Raw genomic sequence first — 16,860 nt, forward strand, 5'->3', positions numbered from 1 at the left:
CGGTTGGGCGGCCCTTTTTTGTTTCAGGCAACGATCTCGGTATGTGGACGCGGGCTTTGGGGAATGTCGGCATCCACGATCAGCGGTGTGTCGGGTGGAAGATGGCTCTCGAAAGCCTTCAAGCGCTTATGAATGGAGAGCAGTTCAACCACTGTCGGCCAGGACGAGGCGAAGAACTGGAACGAGGCGGCCACACGGTTGAAGGCGAGAACCACCTGTTGGTAAACGCCCAGCGTCATGGCCCCGCCCACGATTGAGGGAGCCATCACCAGCATCGGCACGAGGCTGGCGGCATTGCCATAGGAATAGCGGGCAAGGTTAAAATAGGTGTAGTGCCAGTAGAGCCGGAAGTAGTTCTTCTGCACTCCGGCGAACAGTTCCTTGACGGTGGGCGGCTGGGCTCGTTCGGAATGATCTTCGCCGTAGACCAATTCCTTGCGAAGCGCCGCTTCGACGCGCTGGTTGTGAAACTCGAGGCCAGGGAGACGGAAGCCAACGATCGCCAGAAGCGCGGTGCCGAAGGCGGCCGAGACCAGTGCGACCCAAACCAGAGCCCCATCGACCTCGCCGAATATCGGAACCTCGGTGATGTTGGCTGAAAGCCCGTAGAGCAGCGGCAGGAAGACAACGAGCGTGAGCATGGCGTCAAAGAAGGACACCATAAGCCGCTCGAGAACCGATGCCAGACGCATCGTGTCTTCTTGAATACGCTGCGAGGCGCCTTCGATATGGCGTAAGCGCTCCCATTGGCTCATGAAATAAAAGGTCATGGCGCGGCGCCAGCGGAAAACGTAGTGCGATGTGCCGAAGGCGAGCAAAACAAGAAGAACGATCGATGGCGCCATGACAAAGGCGTAGATAAGCGCCTGTTCCATGATCTGGTCGACAGTAACAGCCCCCGGTTGGGTCAGGGCGGTCTGGATGAGGTTGAAGAACACCCCGTTCCACTCATTGGTCCAAGCGTCGATCTGGACCGAAAAGAAAGTCGCCAGCAGAATGGTCACCGAACCGAATACCGACCACCAGTACCAATAGTGCCGCTTGTAGAAGTACCAAAAGGCGCAGAACGAGTAGCCGGTCAGCAGGACATATTGGTAGAGCCAGACCTTATCGGAGGAAAAGAAAGGTGCAGGTTGGCCCTCGACCGCCGGTACGCCCAGCCATGGCCCTAGACTAAGCACCGATTGCAGCGCGCCGCCAAACAAGAACCAGATGGCCATGGAGGCGATCACCCAAAGAAGGGCTGATGGAAAGAAGATTTTGGGTTCGGGAAAAAACGATCGGAACATCGCGACCTCTAGTCAGGGGCGGCGCCGCTGGCGTGGCGCCCGAAGTGTATGATCTAAGCGCTGCTTTTGCTTCCATGACAAGCATGTGAAAGCGCTGGCTCACCCCAATAGCGGGCAATTGATCGGATTTTAAGGCGAATCTCGAGGGGCGGGTTCAAGGCAGGGCAAGGGTTGGCTGTCAGTGTATATGTGGACCGAATGGCTCTACCAAACGGAGCGCGGTCCAAAGGTTCAATGAACCTTGTTCTGCGTCACTTAGAAGTCGTTCAGCATTTTTCGAAGCGCTGAACGACTTTCTTTCTCGCCTGCGCCTCTTTCCCCGATCGGTGGCTGCATGTATCAAACCCCTGCGTCGGCCCCCTGGCCGGAGCATGAAGGGTGTTGAGATGAGCATTGCCGAACCGATTGCCGAAATCGATGAATCCTGTCCAGCGCTGCTGCGGAATGCGCCGGGAAGCGTCGAATTCAACAAATTGCGGAAGCGGCTGATCCGCCAGGTGCGCGAGACACTCGACACCTACGGCATGGTCAAGCCCGGGGCCAAATGGCTCGTGGCGCTCTCCGGGGGCAAGGACAGCTATGGGCTGCTCGCGGTGCTGATGGATCTTCAATGGCGCGGACTGCTGCCCGTCGAGATCCTCGCCTGCAATCTGGATCAGGGACAGCCGGGCTTTCCCAAGCACATCCTGCCCGAATTCCTCAACCGCAACGGCATTGCGCATCGCATCGAATATCAGGACACCTATTCGATCGTTACCGACAAGCTGCCTCAAGGCGCGACCTACTGCTCTCTGTGTTCGCGGCTGCGGCGCGGGCATCTCTATAGGATCGCGCGGGAAGAGGGGTGCTCGGCGCTGGTTCTGGGCCACCACCGCGAAGATATTCTCGAGACCTTCTTCATGAACTTCTTTCATGGGGGCAAGCTTGCGGCCATGCCGCCCAAGCTGCTCAATGACGAGGGGGACGTCGAGGTGTTGCGGCCGCTGGCGCTTTGCGCCGAAGCCGATCTCGCCAAATTCGCCGAGGCGCTGGAGTTTCCCATCATTCCCTGTGACCTCTGCGGCAGCCAGGACGGCCTGCAGCGCAACGCCATGAAGGCGATGCTCGAGGATTTCGAACGCAAGATGCCGGGGCGCAAGGATGTAATGATCCGCGCGCTTGGCAACATCAATCCAAGTCATATGCTCGATCCGCGACTGTTCGATTTCGCGGCTCTTGCTGCGGGGGAACAGGGCAAATGAATATCGATCGCCTCACCGCAATCCTGCGTGAAGCCGCCAAGACCGAGATCATGCCGCGCTTCCGCAAGCTCGATGACGGCTCGATCCGCACCAAATCGCATGTGCACGATCTGGTGACCGAGGCCGACGAAGGGGCCGAGCGCGCCATCACGGCGGCGATCAACGCGGCCGCACCGCATATGGTGGTGATCGGCGAAGAGGCGGTGGCGGCCAATCCCAAGCTCTTGGAAGCCCATTTCGAGAACGAGACCGTGATTTATGTCGATCCCGTCGACGGCACGTGGAATTTTGCTGCCGGGTTGCCGCTATTCGCGGTAATGGCGGCGGTGGTGCAGAAGGGCGAGACGGTCGCCGGGGCGATTTACGATCCGATCGGTGACGATTGGATCATGACCGAGCGTGGCTGCGGATGCTTTCAGGTTTTTCCCGATGGCCGGATGGTGCGGCAGAAATTCGCCGAGCCCACGCCATTGGCGGAGATGGCGGGAACGGCATCGGTATCCTATGTCGATCGCGACAAGCGTCCGGCGATCCTGTCCAATCTCGCCAAGATCCACACGCTGGCCGCGTATCGCTGTGCCGGGCACGAGTACCGGCTCGGGGCAGGCGGTAGTTTGGACTTCCTGATGTACAACCGGCTGATGCCTTGGGACCACGCGGCGGGAACGCTGATGATGGAAGAGGCGGGAGCCTATGTCGCCCATTTCGACGGCTCGGCCTATAAGCCCTCCCATCTGACGGGCGGACTGCTGATTGCCTCGGATCGGCAGTGCTGGGATGAACTCCGGCGCGAGGTCTTTACGATTTAGCGCCGGAGCGGCGTTTCAGTGCACGTCGGCGGGCGGTGGGCCGTCCTTGTATTCCTCGCCCACGCCGAACAGCTTCCCGTTTTCAGCGATCAGCACGCAGCCTATGGCGAGTAGGCCCATAACGAAATAGCCCGCCGCGATGGGCACGATGGTGCCGTTGAAAAAGCTGCCGGTAATGGTGCCGAGGATTGCGCCGCCTACGGTTTGGATAAAGCCAAAGACCGAAGAGGCCGTGCCGGCGACCGAGCCGAGCGGTTCCATCGAGAGCGAGTTCATGTTCGAGGCCGTCCAGCCAAACATGAACATGATGACGCACAAAAGCGTCATGAACAGCCAGAGCGGCATGGGAACCGTAAGCGCCAGGAGCAGCCATAGCCCGCTCATCGCGGTAAACACCAGAATGGCTGAATGGCTCAGCCGGCGCATGCCGACACGGCGCACCATGCGCGAGTTCGTGTAGGACGAAACCGACATCAGCGAAGCCTGAAAGGCGAAGGCGAGCGGAAAGAGGGCTCCGAGGCCATAGACGTCCACATAGATCTGCTGGGACGTGTTGATGAACCCGAACAGCGCGCCAAAAATGAAGGTGCCGGCCAGCCCGTACATGATGGCCATGCGGTTGGTCAGAACGATGCGGAAACCATCCAGAACGACAGCCGGGCTCAGGGGGCGGCGGTTCTCTTCAGCGAGCGTTTCGGGCAGGCGCATGAAGGCCCAGGTGGTGATGACGAGCCCCAGGCCCCCCATGAACAGGAAGATGTATTCCCACGGCCCGGTCAGCAGGATCACCTGGCCGATGGCCGGGGCGATCACCGGGATGATCATGAACACCATGAAGACCAGCGACATGACCTCTGCCATCGCCCGGCCGCCGAATTTGTCACGGACCACCGAGGTCGCGATGACGCGCGTACCGGCGGCACCAAGGCCTTGGACGAATCGAAGGGCCAGCAGCGTTGCAAAATTGGGAGAGAACACGGCTGCGAACGCCGCCACGATATAGACACCCATACCGATGAGCAGGGGCGCGCGGCGGCCGAAGCGGTCCGAGAGCGGACCGAAAGCCAGTTGGGCGACGCCAAAGCCGAGCATATAGGCCGTCAGCACGAAATGGCGGTCATTCTCGTTCATGACGCCCAAAGCCTCGCCCATATAGGGCAGGGCGGGAAGCATAACGTCGATCGCAAGCGCGTTGAGCGCCATCAAGCCTGCAATGAGGGCAATGAATTCGGGCCGGGAAATATCCCGGGTCGCTGAAACTGTGGTCGTCATGGGAATACCTTGAAATAGCAAGGCCGGGACTCGTGGCCCGGCCTTGTGGCTAAAACTTGAACCCCAATAATGGTTTTGGCAACCCCTAAATCGTCATCAGGCGATAGAAGGTGCCTGCGGTGCGATGAATGCCGGGGCGCGGACTTCCTTGATCGGGATGTGTATGGCAGCCGAGAAGAGGCCGATGAGGATGCCCAGATACCAAACAAGATCGTATGAACCTGTCATGTCAAAGGACACTCCGCCCAGCCAGACCCCGAAGAATGAGCCGATCTGGTGCGAGAGGAATGCTACCCCATAGAGCATGCCCATATAGCGTGGGCCGAAGAACAGACTGACCAGCCCGGCCGTCAGCGGCACGGTGGCCAGCCAGAGCATGCCGAGCGTCGCGGCGTAGATATAGGCACTCACCTCGGTGATGGGCAGCAGCAGAAATGCCGCGGTGCCGATGGCGCGGAGGAGATAGATCACCGAAAGTAGTATCTGCTTGGGCAGACGATCGCCCAGCCAGCCGGCGAGCAGCGAGCCGGCGATGTTGAACAGCCCGATCAGCCCCAGGGCCCAGGAGCTGGCTTCCGGCGTCAAACCGCATTGGATGAGGAAAGCGGGGAAGTGGACGGTGATGAAGGCCAGGTGGAAGCCGCAGACGAAGAATCCGATGACCAGCAGGCGATAGGAGCCATGCCCCATGGCCTTGGCGAGCGCCTGCATGAAGGGCATATCCGCCTCGCCCGGCGCGCTGTTGGTGCGGCCGCGCAGCATGGTCGAGAGCGGTACGACCATCAGGATGATCAGGCCGAGATAGACCAAAGCCATCTGCCAGCCGAAATTGGAAATAAACGCCTGGCCCAGCGGGGCGAAGACGAACTGGCCGCCCGATGAAGCAGCCGTTGCGATGCCGAAGACGAAGGAGCGCTTTTCCTGAGGAACCACGCGGCCGAAGGCGGCCATTACGATGCCGAACGATGCCGTGCCGATGCCGACGCCCATGAGGACGCCGCCGGTGAGCATGAACAGGCCTTCGGTCGGTGTGACCGACCATAGGAACAGGCCGGCGGCATAGACCAGCGCACCGATGGCGAGGGTGCGCCCAGTGCCGAATTTATCGGCAAAGCCCCCCGCAAACGGCTGGGTGATGCCCCAGACGAGATTCTGTATGGCGAGGGCCATGGCGAAACCTTCGCGCGACCAGCCGAGGTCCTCGGTCATCGGCAGCAGGAACAGGCCCGACGAGGAGCGCGCTCCGAACGTCACCATGGCGATGAAACACCCGGCGATGATGATCACCGGCAATGGTACCGGCAGGGCGGCGGGACGGGGGGAGGTGATGGCTGACATGATCGGAGTTTCCGAGTGATCGTCGGATGACGATAGGGCGTCCAGCATACGCCGCAAAACGAAAAAGCAAAATACCAGCTATCAAAGGGATTGATGATGGGCCGGAATAGCAAAAGGCCCGCGCGGTGCGCGGGCCTTTGCACGAACCTCAAAAGCGGATCAGGCGGTCTGCTTGACCGGAATGCCGGCCTGCTCGAAATGAGTCTGCAACTCGCCGGCCTGGAACATCTCGCGGATGATGTCGCAACCGCCCACGAACTCGCCCTTGACATAGAGCTGGGGAATGGTCGGCCAGTTGGAGTAATCCTTAATGCCCTGGCGGAGATCGTCGCTTTCGAGCACATTGGCCGAATTGTAGTCGACGCCGAGATAGTTGAGAATCTGGACCACCTGGCCCGAGAAGCCGCATTGCGGGAAATCGGGAGTGCCCTTCATGAACAGGAAGACGTCGTTGGACTTGACCTGCTCATCGATGAAATTGGCGATGTCGCTCATCTGAATTTGTCCTTTCGGCCCGGCGGGAGGGCGTTTATCGGCTTTTCCCGATAGATAGGGGATGATCGGGGCGATGTCGAGGCCAATGCGGGGACTATAACGGGTCCGCACAGCGCGGGGATAAGTCGTTGCTAGGAACGCATCGCGCCCAGGCCATTGAGCACTTCGCGGGGAATGGCGAAGGCGGCGATCACGTCCTGGTGGCGCTTGAAGCCGCAGAGTTCGCGCTGAACGAAATAGGCCCAGACAGCCTTTTGCGCTGCCATAAGTTCCTGGGTGCGCTCAGTTTTTTCTGAATGATTGTAAGCGGCAACCGTCTTGGCGACGCGCTGTTCGGCAGCGCTCAGCGAGGACGCGCGCTCGGCGAGGATCTCGTGCTCGAGAACGGCATATCCGCCTTCGGGATTGACGGCCTTGATGAGATCGAGGCTGTCGCGGAGGGTCATTGGCTCAGTCCGGAGCGCTGGTTTGCAGGGCGAGGGCGTGCAATTTGCCGCCCATGTCGCCCTTAAGGGCTTGATAAACAAGCTGATGTTGCTGCACCCGCGACTTGCCCCGGAACGCCTCCGAGACGACGCTGGCAGAGTAGTGGTCACCGTCGCCGGCAAGGTCGCGGATCTCGACTTTGGCGTCGGGAATCGCGGCCTTGATGAGGCTTTCGATTTCGGCGGCATCCATGGCCATGGTGAGGCTCCGCTTCTTATGGCATCAGTTTATTGTACTGCCCATGAACGCTGGAAACCAGCCTTCGTAGGCGTCGCGCAAATCCTTGATGGATATGGGTTTTGTTTCTCCCAGGGTCAAGGTGTCGCCGCCGGTAACCCCGATCACGACGGCGGAAACCGGCGAGTCGGCGACGATCTTTTCGGCTTCTTCACGCGATGCCGTGACGATGTAGCGGCCCTGATCCTCACCGAACCATGCTGCCTGTGTTAAGGGTGACATTGCCTGTATTGAAGCGCCGATTGAGCCCTTGATTGAACATTCGGCGAGCGCGAGCGCCAATCCGCCGTCCGCAAGGTCGTGAACCGAGGCGACACGACCGGAACGGATAAGGGAAAGAACGTAGAGGCCGGTCTTCTTCTCGTGATCGAGATCGACATGGGGGGCAGTGCCCTCGCGGCGGCCGAGCACTTCACGGAGATATGCGGATTGGCCGAGATGAATGCCCCAGCCCTCCGGCGCGCCGATCAGGACGATGGCGTCGCCCTGGCGGGTGAAGCCGGAGCGGGCCATTTTGGCATGGTCTTCGATCAGGCCGACGCCGGCGATGGTGGGGGTGGGCAGGATGCCCCTGCCGTTGGTCTCGTTGTAGAGCGAGACGTTGCCCGAAACGATGGGGAACTCGAGCGCCGTGCAGGCTTCGCCGATGCCTTTGATGGCGTGGACGATCTGGCCCATGATCTCGGGGCGTTCGGGGTTGCCGAAATTGAGGTTGTCGGTGGCAGCCAGCGGTTCGGCGCCGGTGGCGATGAGGTTGCGCCAGCATTCGGCGACGGCCTGCTTGCCGCCCTCATAGGGGTCGGCTTCGCAATAGCGTGGGTTGACGTCGGAGGAGAAGGACAGGGCCTTGGTGGGGTGGCCTTCGACGCGGATGACACCGGAATCCCCGCCGGGGGTCTGGAGCGAGTTGCCCTGAATCAGCGTGTCGTATTGCTCATAGACCCAGCGGCGCGAGGAGTGGTTGGCCGAGCCCAGGAGCTTCAGCAGAGCATCGGCGATATCGCCATCCGGGATGGTGGCCGGATCGAGCGGGGCAGGGGGCGTGGGCGCGACCCAGGGGCGGTCGTATTCGGGGGCCTCGTCGCCGAGTTCCTTGATGGGCAGATTGGCGACTTCCTCGCCCTGGAAGAGCACGCGGAAGCGGAGGTCGTCGGTGGTCTTACCGACGGTGGCGAAGTCGAGCTCCCATTTTTCGAAGACGGCGCGGGCCTCGGCTTCCTTTTCGGGGTGGAGGACCATGAGCATGCGCTCCTGGGACTCGGAGAGCATCATCTCATAGGGCGTCATGCGCTCTTCGCGGACCGGGACGGCGTCGAGATTGAGCTCAATGCCCAGATCGCCCTTGGCGCCCATTTCGACCGCTGAGCAGGTGAGCCCGGCGGCGCCCATGTCCTGGATGGCGATGACGGCACCGGTGGCCATCAGCTCGAGACAAGCTTCGAGCAGGCGCTTTTCGGTGAAGGGGTCGCCGACCTGAACGGTGGGGCGTTTTTCCTCGATGTCATCGCCGAATTCGGCTGAGGCCATGGTGGCGCCGCCGACACCGTCGCGGCCGGTCTTGGCACCGAGATAGACGACAGGAAGACCGACGCCTTCGGCCTTGGAATAGAAGATCTTGTCGGCATCGGCCAAGCCCGCCGCAAAGGCGTTGACGAGGATGTTGCCGTTATAGCGGGCGTCGAACTGGACCTCGCCGCCCACGGTGGGCACGCCGAAGGAATTGCCATAGCCGCCGACGCCGGCGACGACGCCGGAAACGAGGTGCCTGGTCTTTTCGTGGTCCGGTTCACCGAAACGCAGCGCGTTCATGGCCGCTACGGGCCGGGCGCCCATGGTGAAGACGTCACGCAGGATGCCGCCCACGCCGGTCGCCGCGCCCTGATAGGGCTCGATGAAGCTCGGGTGGTTGTGGGATTCCATCTTGAAGACGACCGCCTGGCCATCCCCGATATCGACGACGCCGGCATTCTCGCCCGGACCCTGGATGACGCGCGGGCCCTTGGTGGGCAGCGTCTTGAGCCATTTCTTCGAGCTCTTGTACGAGCAGTGCTCGTTCCACATGGCCGAGAAGATGCCGAGCTCGGTGAAGGTCGGCACCCGGCCGATGAGGTCCAGGATCTTCTGGTACTCGTCGGGCTTGAGCCCGTGGCTGGCGACGAGGTCGGGCGTGATTTCGATATCGTTGCGAAGGGTCATGGGGGCGGTGATCGGCAATCAGTGCTGCGGTGCGTGGTCGGGCGTGGGCTTCTTTTCGGTGTCGAACCCGACGGCAAAGACCGAAAGCATCAGGAACGCAGCGATGAAGGTGAGATAATTGATGGCAACGGCGCCCCAGCCTTCGGCGGCAACGTTGAGAACGTCATAGGCATAGATGCCGGTGACGGTGCCGAGCAGCAGGGTCCAGCAGATGAAAAGGGCCGGGAACAGCAGCCAGGGCGCGACGTGGTGCAGGCGCAGCGAACCGGTGGTGAGATAAACCATCCAGTACGAGACGAAAAGCGTCGGGGCGACATAGCCGAGAGCCACGTTGGAGATGAGCGCCAAGCCTTCGGGGTGGAGCTGGTCGGCAGCGACCAGATGGTAGAACAGCATGGCAAAGGCCATGGCGGTGGCGGTCATGCCCTGCATGCCCTTGGTGCGGAAGGCCGAGAGCGCTGCCGCATTGGTGAGTTCGCCAGCATAGACGAGAACCGCAACCAGATTGGCAATGACCAGGAGCGAGGTCACGTAGCCGATTGCCGCCTCCGCACCGCCGGCCGAAACGGCGACGACCAGTTGGAGCGCCAGGGCGGCAGCGCCGAGGATAAGACCGAGGAGAGCGAGGGGCTTATGCATGAAAAATACTCCTAAAGAACAGGCGCCGCCCTTAGCTCTTGGGGCGGCGGGCATAGGTCCGCTTAACCGAGAAGTCCCGAGAAAATACCCTTGCCGTCCTCGCCGCCATGAGCGGGCTCGATGAGGTTTTCCGGGTGGGGCATCATGCCCAGGACGTTCCCCTTGGCATTGGTGATGCCGGCGATGTTGTTGATCGAACCGTTGGGATTGGTCTCGGCGGTGTAGCGGAATACGACCTGCCCGTTATCCTCGATGGATTTGAGGGTATCGGGCTCGGCGAAATAATTGCCGTCATGGTGAGCGACGGGGCAGCGGATCACTTCGCCCTGGCCATAACGCTTGGAAAAGGGCGTGTTGGCGTTGGCGATCTCGAGCTTGACTTCGCGGCAGACGAATTTGAGCGACGCGTTGCGCATCAGGACGCCGGGGAGAAGGCCGGCTTCGGTCAGGATCTGGAAGCCGTTGCAGACGCCCAGGACATGGACACCCTTTTCGGCGCGCTCACGGATCACGTCCATCATGGGCGAGCGGGCGGCGATGGCGCCGGCGCGAAGATAATCGCCATAGGAAAAGCCGCCGGGAATGACGATGAGATCGACATCGGGAAGCTCGGCGTCCTTGTGCCAAACGACGGCCGGCTTGGTGCTGCCGATCTTTTCGAGCGCGGCGACCATGTCGCGCTCGCGGTTGAGGCCGGGAAAGACAACGACTGCGGACTTCATCGCGCGGGGTCTCACTCTCGAATGTGGGGCTGTGCCAGATTGGCCGCTTGTCGGGATTCTGGGATCAAATTGCAAGGGGAATCTGGGAAGTGCGCGATTTTGCGCGGGTGGGCGGTGCCTGGGCTGGAGGTGTGGACACTCTTCCGATGAGGTGCGGGAAGCCTGGCGGGCCCGAAGACGACGAGGCGGAGGGGTGGAGACACGTTTTGAGAACCGGGTTTGCGGCAGCTCTGCGCACCCCTCATCCGACCTTTCGCTTTCAGCGAAAGCCCACCTTCTCCCTCAAGGGGAGAAGGGTGCCGGGCAAGGGTTGCGGCAAGAACTTCTTTCTCTCCGTCATCCCCAATCCCTCCTCGTCATTGTCGGGCGTGACCCGACAATCCGCAAGATTGCCGGTGCTGCGAGAGAGGTAAGGGTAGAGTGAATTCTGGCGATGCGCTCACTCCGCCGGGGCGGGGACCGGCCGGCCTGCCCATCGGCTGCCGGGGGCGCCGGGGAGGTGGGCCCAGGAGGGGCGCTCGAAGAGGAACTTGCCGAAGCCGATACGGCTGATGATCCAGTAGACGATGATCGGGCTGACCACCGAGACGATCAGTGTCGCAAGGCTGGCAAGGCCGGCGTCAATATTCGGCATCACCGCGAGCAGCACCGTGCGGAAGCTGCCCATGGGAATGACGAAGCTGAGATAGATGACGATGGAATGAGCGCCGATCCAACGCAGCCAGTGGAACCCGGCAAGGCGGGCGAGGAGGACAGAGGCCGCGCAGATGGCCAGGGCGCCGGCCATGGCCATCACGAAATTGGCGCCGGGAATGTGAGCGGCGCCGCTGGTGACCACGCCATAGGTCACCGAATGGCCGGGCGAAAAGACCAGAACGGCATTGAGAACGGCCCACGCGGCCAGGCCAAGCAGGGCAAGACCGGGCCGGGCTTCGACCTTGCCGGCGAAATCGAAGATGGCCGGGGCTAGAGCGTAGCCGGCGTAGAAATAAACGAAATACTCGGCGACATAATTGACGATCGAGACCGGCGTGGCGATTGGGGCGATGGAGACCGCCGCGGCGACGATCAGCACGGGAATGTGCGGGGCGCGCAGGTGATAAAGCAGCTTGGCGATCAGCCCATAGACGGCGAGCGCATAGATGAACCACAGGATGGAATAGGGTTCGTAAATCGCGCTCGCCAGAAGCGCTGCCGCCCCGGCGGGATCGCGATCGATCAGCAGGTGCTTGAAGCCGATGAGGATCACGGCCCAAAGGGCATAGAAATAGAGATAATGGACCACGCGGCGATCGGCGAAATGCAGCCAGGGCCGGGCGATGACGGCCGAGAGGAACAGGCCCGAGACCAGGAAGAACTCCGGCATACGGAATGGAGTGGCAAAGCCCAGCACATAATGCATGAAGCCAACCCGCTCGGTGGCTTCGCCGACCCCATAGGTCGAATGCATCATCACCACGAGGATGATGGAGATGCCCTTGGCCACATCGACCCAGGCGTGGCGTTTTTCGGCAGAGCCGGTCATGTTCGCGTCCCCCAAAGCGAGAAATCAGGGGCGATCCTAGCCGGATTGCCGGTGCGGCGTGATTAACGGACGGGCGGAATTGAAAGCGTGGTTAAAAACGCGAAAAGGCCGGATGGAAAATCCGGCCTTTTTCTCCGCCTGGAGGGGCGAGGAATCAGTTTTGTCTCAGACCACCGGCACGGTGCCGTAGGCTGCGATCATCACGCCCAGGGCGAGAAAGAACAGGGCCGAAAGGGATACGGTCTTCAGCATTTCAGGACATACTCCAAGAGCGCGCTCACGCACGCAATTTGCGCAAAAGTTAAGTTAAATGGGAGAGGTTAACCGATAATCTCTACAGCGAAATTTTCGATCACGGTATTGGCGAGAAGCTTCTCGCACATCCTCTCGATTTCTGCTTTGGCGGTAACGGCATCGGTGGCCGAAAGTTCCAGATCGAACACCTTGCCCTGGCGGACAGACTCGACGCCGGCAAAACCAAGACCTTCGAGGGAGCCTTCGATGGCCTGACCCTGCGGGTCGAGCACACCGTTCTTCAAAGTGACGATTACACGAGCTTTCATAACGATCCGTTCGGTTGTGTGGACATTCAGGTGATGGCTGGCTGCAAATGGCGCCTTTCTGCGCTTCCGGTACTCACGTACTTAAGTACGCTCCGTTCCGGTTCTCTCCGTCACCGTTTTCGCTTCGCCCTGACCTGACTGTCCACACAACAGTGCCTTTCGTGGCCAGGCGGGCAGTTGATTTCATTATTGCACGAGGCGCGGGCCGGTGGTCAGCGCGTTGTCGGCCTCCACAAGAATGCCCAGGCGCTGGGCGACTTCGCGATAGGCATCGACCAGGCCGCCGAGATCCTCGCGGAAGCGGTCCTTGTCGAGCTTGTTGCGGGTCTTGATGTCCCACAGGCGGCAATTGTCGGGCGAGAGCTCGTCGGCGAGAACGATGCGCATCAGATCGCCCTCATAGAGGCGGCCGCATTCGATCTTGAAATCGACGAGCTGGATGCCGACGCCCATGAACAGGCCGGTGAGGAAATCGTTGACCCGCACGGCCAGCGCCATGATGTCGTCGAGCTCCTGGGGAGTGGCCCAGCCGAAGGCGGTGATGTGCTCTTCGGAAACCATGGGATCGCCCAGGGCATCGTCCTTGTAATAGAATTCGATGATCGAGCGGGGGAGCTGGGTGCCCGATTCAAGGCCCAGCCGCTTGCAGAGCGAGCCGGCGGCGACGTTGCGGACCACCACCTCGATCGGAATGATCTCGACCTCGCGGATCAACTGCTCGCGCATGTTGATGCGGCGCACGAAATGAGTGGGGATGCCGAGCTGGTTGAGCTTGGTGAAGATGAACTCGGAAATCCGGTTGTTGAGCACGCCCTTGCCGTCGATGATCTCGTGCTTGGCGCCATTGCCGGCGGTGGCGTCGTCCTTGAAGTGCTGGATCAGGGTGCCGGGCTCGGGACCCTCGTAGAGCACCTTTGCCTTGCCTTCATAGATCTTGCGACGACGGTTCATTTCGCGGGTATCCCCGTAGAGTTTCGCGCGGTTAAGCGGGATCGGAATTGGGCGCACTCATGCGCCTTTTTGGGTGGCCAATGCAAGCCCTTTCATGGCACGCGGGGCCACGCACGGCACCCTACATATAGCGATTCCGCCCCCTGTTGCGCAAAAACCATCCAAAAGGGTTTACGGGGGGCGGGGCGCGGCGCGCTCGCACGTTGATTTCGCAAGCCGAACCGCATATTGGGGGACTGGATAATCCAATCAGGCTGAGGGATCGACATGTCTTCATTCGACGAACGCGAAAAAGGCGAGGAAGCCAAGTTCGCCCATGACGCATCGCTGCGGTTCAAGGCCGAAGCGCGCCGCAACAAGCACCTGGCCCATTGGGCAAGCGCGCAGATGGGCGTCGAGAATGCCGACGAGATCGCCAACTACGTCGCCGAAGTGATCGCGGCCGACATGGTCGAAGGCGGGCACGGGGACGTGGTGCGCAAGATTATGGCCGATTTCGAAGCCAGGGGCGTTTCGGTGGACGCGAACGCCGTCGAGGCCAAGATCGCCGAGTTCGACATTCAGGCGCGCCGCGAGATTCTGGCGGAAATCTGAGCCTTTAGAGGGCGATTTTAACCCCGCGCTTTAACCGCGGGGTTTTTTGTTGCATGACAGATAAGTGTATGCTTATCTGTTTGCATGGATGACGATTCGATCTTCAGGGCCCTGTCCGACCCGACGCGGCGGGCGATTTTTGAGAAACTTGCCGATGGCAGCCGCAATGCGAGCGCCTTGCGGGAAGGCTTTGGCATCAGCCAGCCTGCGATGAGCCAGCATCTCGGCGTGCTGGTCGGTGCCGGATTGGTGCGGCAGGAGCGGGAAGGGCGGTTCGTCAACTACGAGGTCGACCCCGAAGGGGTCGGGCGGATCGGGCGGTGGCTGGCGCGGTATCGGGCCTATTGGCCGGCGCGCATGGCCGATCTGGGTGAGGTTTTGAAGGAGATGGACCAGTGAGCGACGAGATCGACATGGAATTTACCTTCGACGCGCCGCCGGAAAAGGTGTGGCGGGCGGTATCCATCGCGCAATATCGCGAGCGCTGGCTGCCGGGCACCGACCTTGCCCAGGAGGAACCAGTGGCGGTGGAGGAGGGAAGCGCGGTGAGCTATCGCATGCGCGATGTCCTGCCGCCGCATGAGGAGAGCGTGGTGACCTTCTCGGTCACCGCCGACGGACGGGGCGGAACGCGGCTGGGGATCGTCCAACAGATGAGACCGGCGCCCGCGAACGCCAACGATACGGTGATGCTGGCGGCTTAGGGTGTGCTGATCTTCAGGTGAGGGCGGGCTGCAAATGGCAATCCGCTGCGCTTCCGGTGCTCACGTACCTTTAGTACGCTCCGCTCCGGTTTTAGCGGATCACCATTTTCGCTCCGCCCTGACCTGAATCTCAGCCCACCCTACCAATCGAAACAAGGCAATGGAGGTCGCCATGCGCGACGCGATGCAACTCGTCCCTATGGTGGTCGAGCAGTCCCAGCGTGGGGAGCGCGCTTTCGATATCTATTCGCGGCTGCTGCGCGAGCGGATCGTGTTCGTCAATGGCGAGGTCAATGACGATATGGCGGCGCTGGTGTGCGCGCAGCTCCTGTTTCTCGAGGGCGAGAACTCGAAAAAGCCGATCCAGATGTACGTCAACTCCTATGGGGGCGTGGTAACGAGCGGGCTCGCCATGTACGACACCATGCAGTTCATCCGCGCGCCGGTGCATACGCTGTGCATGGGGACGGCGCGGTCGATGGGCTCGTTCCTGCTCATGGCGGGGGAGCCGGGCTATCGCGCGGCGCTGCCCAATGCGAGCCTGCACGTGCATCAGCCGCTCGGCGGCTATCAGGGCCAGACGACCGACATGCTGATCCACGCCGGGGAGATGGAGCGCACCAAGAAGCGGCTGATTGAGCTTTACGCCAAGCATTGCGGGCGGAGCTATGAGGAGGTGGAGCGGACGCTGGATCGTGACCGGTTCATGACGGCGGAAGAGGGAAGGGAGTGGGGGCTGATCGATACGATCATGACCGAACGGCCGCCATTTGAGGCGTAGCGTTAAATCCGGCTCATCAGGCGGGTGAACATCAACAGCCCCTCAGGCCAGGGGCCGTGGCCGGATTCGACGTTGATGTGGCCGGCATCGCCGGCGATGTGGAAATCCGAACCCCAGCAGGAAGCGAATTCGGCGGCGCGTTCCACGGTGCAATAGGGGTCGTTGGCGGACGCCACCAGCATGGAGGGGAATTTCAGCGGGTCGCGCGGTAGGCCGCGAAAGGGCGAGGTTTCGGCGGGCACATCGGGATGCTCGTCCACATCGGGCGGGGCGACGAGGAAGGCGGCCTTGACCTTGGTGTCGGTGAGCGTCTGGCTGGTCGCGACGATGGCGTGGACGCCAAGCGAATGGCCGACGAGCACCACGGGCCGGGTGGCCATCATGATCTCACGCTGAAGCGTTTCGAGCCAGCCGGCGAGCGTGGGCGCGTCCCACTCGTCCTGTTCGACGAAGCGGGCGTTGCGAATCTTTTCGACCCAGCGGTGCTGCCAGTGCCCAGGGCCGGAATGGCCCAGGCCGGGGACGATGAGGATGTCGGCGTCGGCGGTTTTCATAGCTCGCTTACTTGGGGGATTTCGCGGGTGTGCGCAAGGGGTGAAGCTGTTGGGCACATCTCGTCGAGAACCGCCAAGTCATCGTCGTCCTGCTGACACAGGATGTCAGTGTGTTTCTGTTATGTTCACGATCCAGAAGGGAGATCAAAGAGATGACCGATTGGACCGCAGGGCCGGTGGAAGCGGCGAAGAAGGGGTGGATCGACGGAGTGGTCGGTTCCATTCGGAATATCGGAGCCGGGCGTCCGACGCGGGTGCAGAATTTGCCCGAGACGCTGAAGGGCGATGTGGGGTTGCCGCAAGAGGATAAGTCACGGGGGTGGTGGGAGTATCGGTAGAGGAGTCCTTCCACCTCTCCTTCGTCATTATCGGCTCCACCCACCTTCCTCTCAAGGGAAGGCGATGCAAAAAGGAGCCCCTTCTCCCCTTGAGGGAGAAGGGATGGGGACGAGGAGTGCGCTGAG

General features: G+C 61.3%; 20 protein-coding genes. 7 read left to right on the forward strand and 13 right to left on the reverse strand.

Annotated features, from left to right (window positions below; translation table 11 throughout):
* Positions 1 to 23: 23 nt before the first annotated feature.
* Entirely contained in the window at positions 24 to 1,289 is a 1,266-nt protein-coding gene (gene sbmA / locus NO934_RS14675) for a peptide antibiotic transporter SbmA (RefSeq protein WP_309160712.1), read from the reverse strand.
* 386 nt (positions 1,290 to 1,675) lie between these two features.
* On the opposite strand from sbmA, the gene ttcA reads away from it, so the two are divergent.
* The gene (gene ttcA, locus NO934_RS14680) at positions 1,676 to 2,530 is read left to right on the forward strand and encodes a tRNA 2-thiocytidine(32) synthetase TtcA (protein WP_309160713.1); all 855 of its coding nucleotides are present in this window, start codon (positions 1,676 to 1,678) and stop codon (positions 2,528 to 2,530) included.
* Positions 2,527 to 3,339, forward strand: a complete 813-nt coding sequence (locus NO934_RS14685; RefSeq protein ID WP_309160714.1) for an inositol monophosphatase family protein — start codon at positions 2,527 to 2,529, stop codon at positions 3,337 to 3,339. Before ttcA ends, NO934_RS14685 begins: the two co-directional genes overlap by 4 nt.
* Positions 3,340 to 3,354: 15 nt before the next feature.
* Here NO934_RS14685 and NO934_RS14690 read toward each other — a convergent pair whose 3' ends face one another.
* From NO934_RS14690 to purC, 11 genes are all read right to left on the reverse strand, one after another.
* Positions 3,355 to 4,611, reverse strand: coding sequence for a multidrug effflux MFS transporter (locus NO934_RS14690; protein ID WP_309160715.1), 1,257 nt, complete (start codon positions 4,609 to 4,611; stop codon positions 3,355 to 3,357).
* A gap of 96 nt (positions 4,612 to 4,707) precedes the next feature.
* Positions 4,708 to 5,949: an MFS transporter gene (locus NO934_RS14695; RefSeq protein WP_309160716.1), complete on the reverse strand. Its 1,242-nt coding sequence runs from the start codon at positions 5,947 to 5,949 to the stop codon at positions 4,708 to 4,710.
* 159 nt (positions 5,950 to 6,108) lie between these two features.
* Positions 6,109 to 6,444 carry a Grx4 family monothiol glutaredoxin gene (gene grxD / locus NO934_RS14700; protein WP_309160717.1) on the reverse strand — a complete coding sequence of 112 codons (336 nt, stop codon included), beginning with the start codon at positions 6,442 to 6,444 and terminating at the stop codon, positions 6,109 to 6,111.
* A 131-nt stretch (positions 6,445 to 6,575) separates the two neighbouring features.
* Positions 6,576 to 6,890 (reverse strand): DUF6665 family protein, encoded by a 315-nt coding sequence (locus tag NO934_RS14705; RefSeq protein WP_309160718.1) that lies wholly within the window; start codon positions 6,888 to 6,890, stop codon positions 6,576 to 6,578.
* Positions 6,891 to 6,894: 4 nt separating this feature from the next.
* Positions 6,895 to 7,128 (reverse strand): BolA family transcriptional regulator, encoded by a 234-nt coding sequence (locus NO934_RS14710; protein ID WP_309160719.1) that lies wholly within the window; start codon positions 7,126 to 7,128, stop codon positions 6,895 to 6,897.
* Positions 7,129 to 7,152: 24 nt separating this feature from the next.
* Complete coding sequence (gene purL, locus NO934_RS14715; protein ID WP_309160720.1) at positions 7,153 to 9,363, reverse strand: phosphoribosylformylglycinamidine synthase subunit PurL; 2,211 nt, start codon at positions 9,361 to 9,363, stop codon at positions 7,153 to 7,155.
* Positions 9,364 to 9,381: 18 nt separating this feature from the next.
* Positions 9,382 to 10,002, reverse strand: a complete 621-nt coding sequence (locus NO934_RS14720) for a Pr6Pr family membrane protein (RefSeq protein WP_309160721.1) — start codon at positions 10,000 to 10,002, stop codon at positions 9,382 to 9,384.
* A gap of 62 nt (positions 10,003 to 10,064) precedes the next feature.
* Entirely contained in the window at positions 10,065 to 10,724 is a 660-nt protein-coding gene (gene purQ, locus NO934_RS14725; RefSeq protein ID WP_309160722.1) for a phosphoribosylformylglycinamidine synthase subunit PurQ, read from the reverse strand.
* Positions 10,725 to 11,163: 439 nt separating this feature from the next.
* Positions 11,164 to 12,249: an acyltransferase family protein gene (locus NO934_RS14730; protein WP_309160723.1), complete on the reverse strand. Its 1,086-nt coding sequence runs from the start codon at positions 12,247 to 12,249 to the stop codon at positions 11,164 to 11,166.
* Positions 12,250 to 12,569: 320 nt separating this feature from the next.
* A complete protein-coding gene (gene purS, locus NO934_RS14735; protein ID WP_309160724.1) occupies positions 12,570 to 12,812 on the reverse strand; it encodes a phosphoribosylformylglycinamidine synthase subunit PurS in 243 nt (80 codons plus the stop codon).
* A 186-nt stretch (positions 12,813 to 12,998) separates the two neighbouring features.
* A complete protein-coding gene (purC, locus tag NO934_RS14740) occupies positions 12,999 to 13,763 on the reverse strand; it encodes a phosphoribosylaminoimidazolesuccinocarboxamide synthase (RefSeq protein ID WP_309160725.1) in 765 nt (254 codons plus the stop codon).
* Between the two features lie 267 nt (positions 13,764 to 14,030).
* Between purC and NO934_RS14745 the strand changes: the two genes are divergently transcribed.
* The 4 genes from NO934_RS14745 to NO934_RS14760 all read left to right on the forward strand — a co-directional run bounded on the left by NO934_RS14745 (position 14,031) and on the right by NO934_RS14760 (position 15,842).
* Entirely contained in the window at positions 14,031 to 14,357 is a 327-nt protein-coding gene (locus NO934_RS14745; protein WP_309160726.1) for a DUF1476 domain-containing protein, read from the forward strand.
* An 84-nt stretch (positions 14,358 to 14,441) separates the two neighbouring features.
* Positions 14,442 to 14,756: a metalloregulator ArsR/SmtB family transcription factor gene (locus tag NO934_RS14750; protein ID WP_309160727.1), complete on the forward strand. Its 315-nt coding sequence runs from the start codon at positions 14,442 to 14,444 to the stop codon at positions 14,754 to 14,756.
* Positions 14,753 to 15,061: a hypothetical protein gene (locus NO934_RS14755; protein WP_309160728.1), complete on the forward strand. Its 309-nt coding sequence runs from the start codon at positions 14,753 to 14,755 to the stop codon at positions 15,059 to 15,061. Before NO934_RS14750 ends, NO934_RS14755 begins: the two co-directional genes overlap by 4 nt.
* Positions 15,062 to 15,233: 172 nt before the next feature.
* A complete protein-coding gene (locus tag NO934_RS14760) occupies positions 15,234 to 15,842 on the forward strand; it encodes an ATP-dependent Clp protease proteolytic subunit (RefSeq protein ID WP_309160729.1) in 609 nt (202 codons plus the stop codon).
* Positions 15,843 to 15,844: 2 nt separating this feature from the next.
* Here the strand turns inward: NO934_RS14760 and NO934_RS14765 are convergent, their stop codons facing one another.
* Positions 15,845 to 16,396 carry an alpha/beta hydrolase gene (locus NO934_RS14765; RefSeq protein ID WP_309160730.1) on the reverse strand — a complete coding sequence of 184 codons (552 nt, stop codon included), beginning with the start codon at positions 16,394 to 16,396 and terminating at the stop codon, positions 15,845 to 15,847.
* A 152-nt stretch (positions 16,397 to 16,548) separates the two neighbouring features.
* Between NO934_RS14765 and NO934_RS14770 the strand changes: the two genes are divergently transcribed.
* Entirely contained in the window at positions 16,549 to 16,734 is a 186-nt protein-coding gene (locus tag NO934_RS14770; RefSeq protein WP_309160731.1) for a hypothetical protein, read from the forward strand.
* Positions 16,735 to 16,860: the final 126 nt, after the last annotated feature.

Source organism: Pelagibacterium sp. H642 (assembly GCF_031202855.1).
Lineage (GTDB): Bacteria > Pseudomonadota > Alphaproteobacteria > Rhizobiales > Devosiaceae > Pelagibacterium.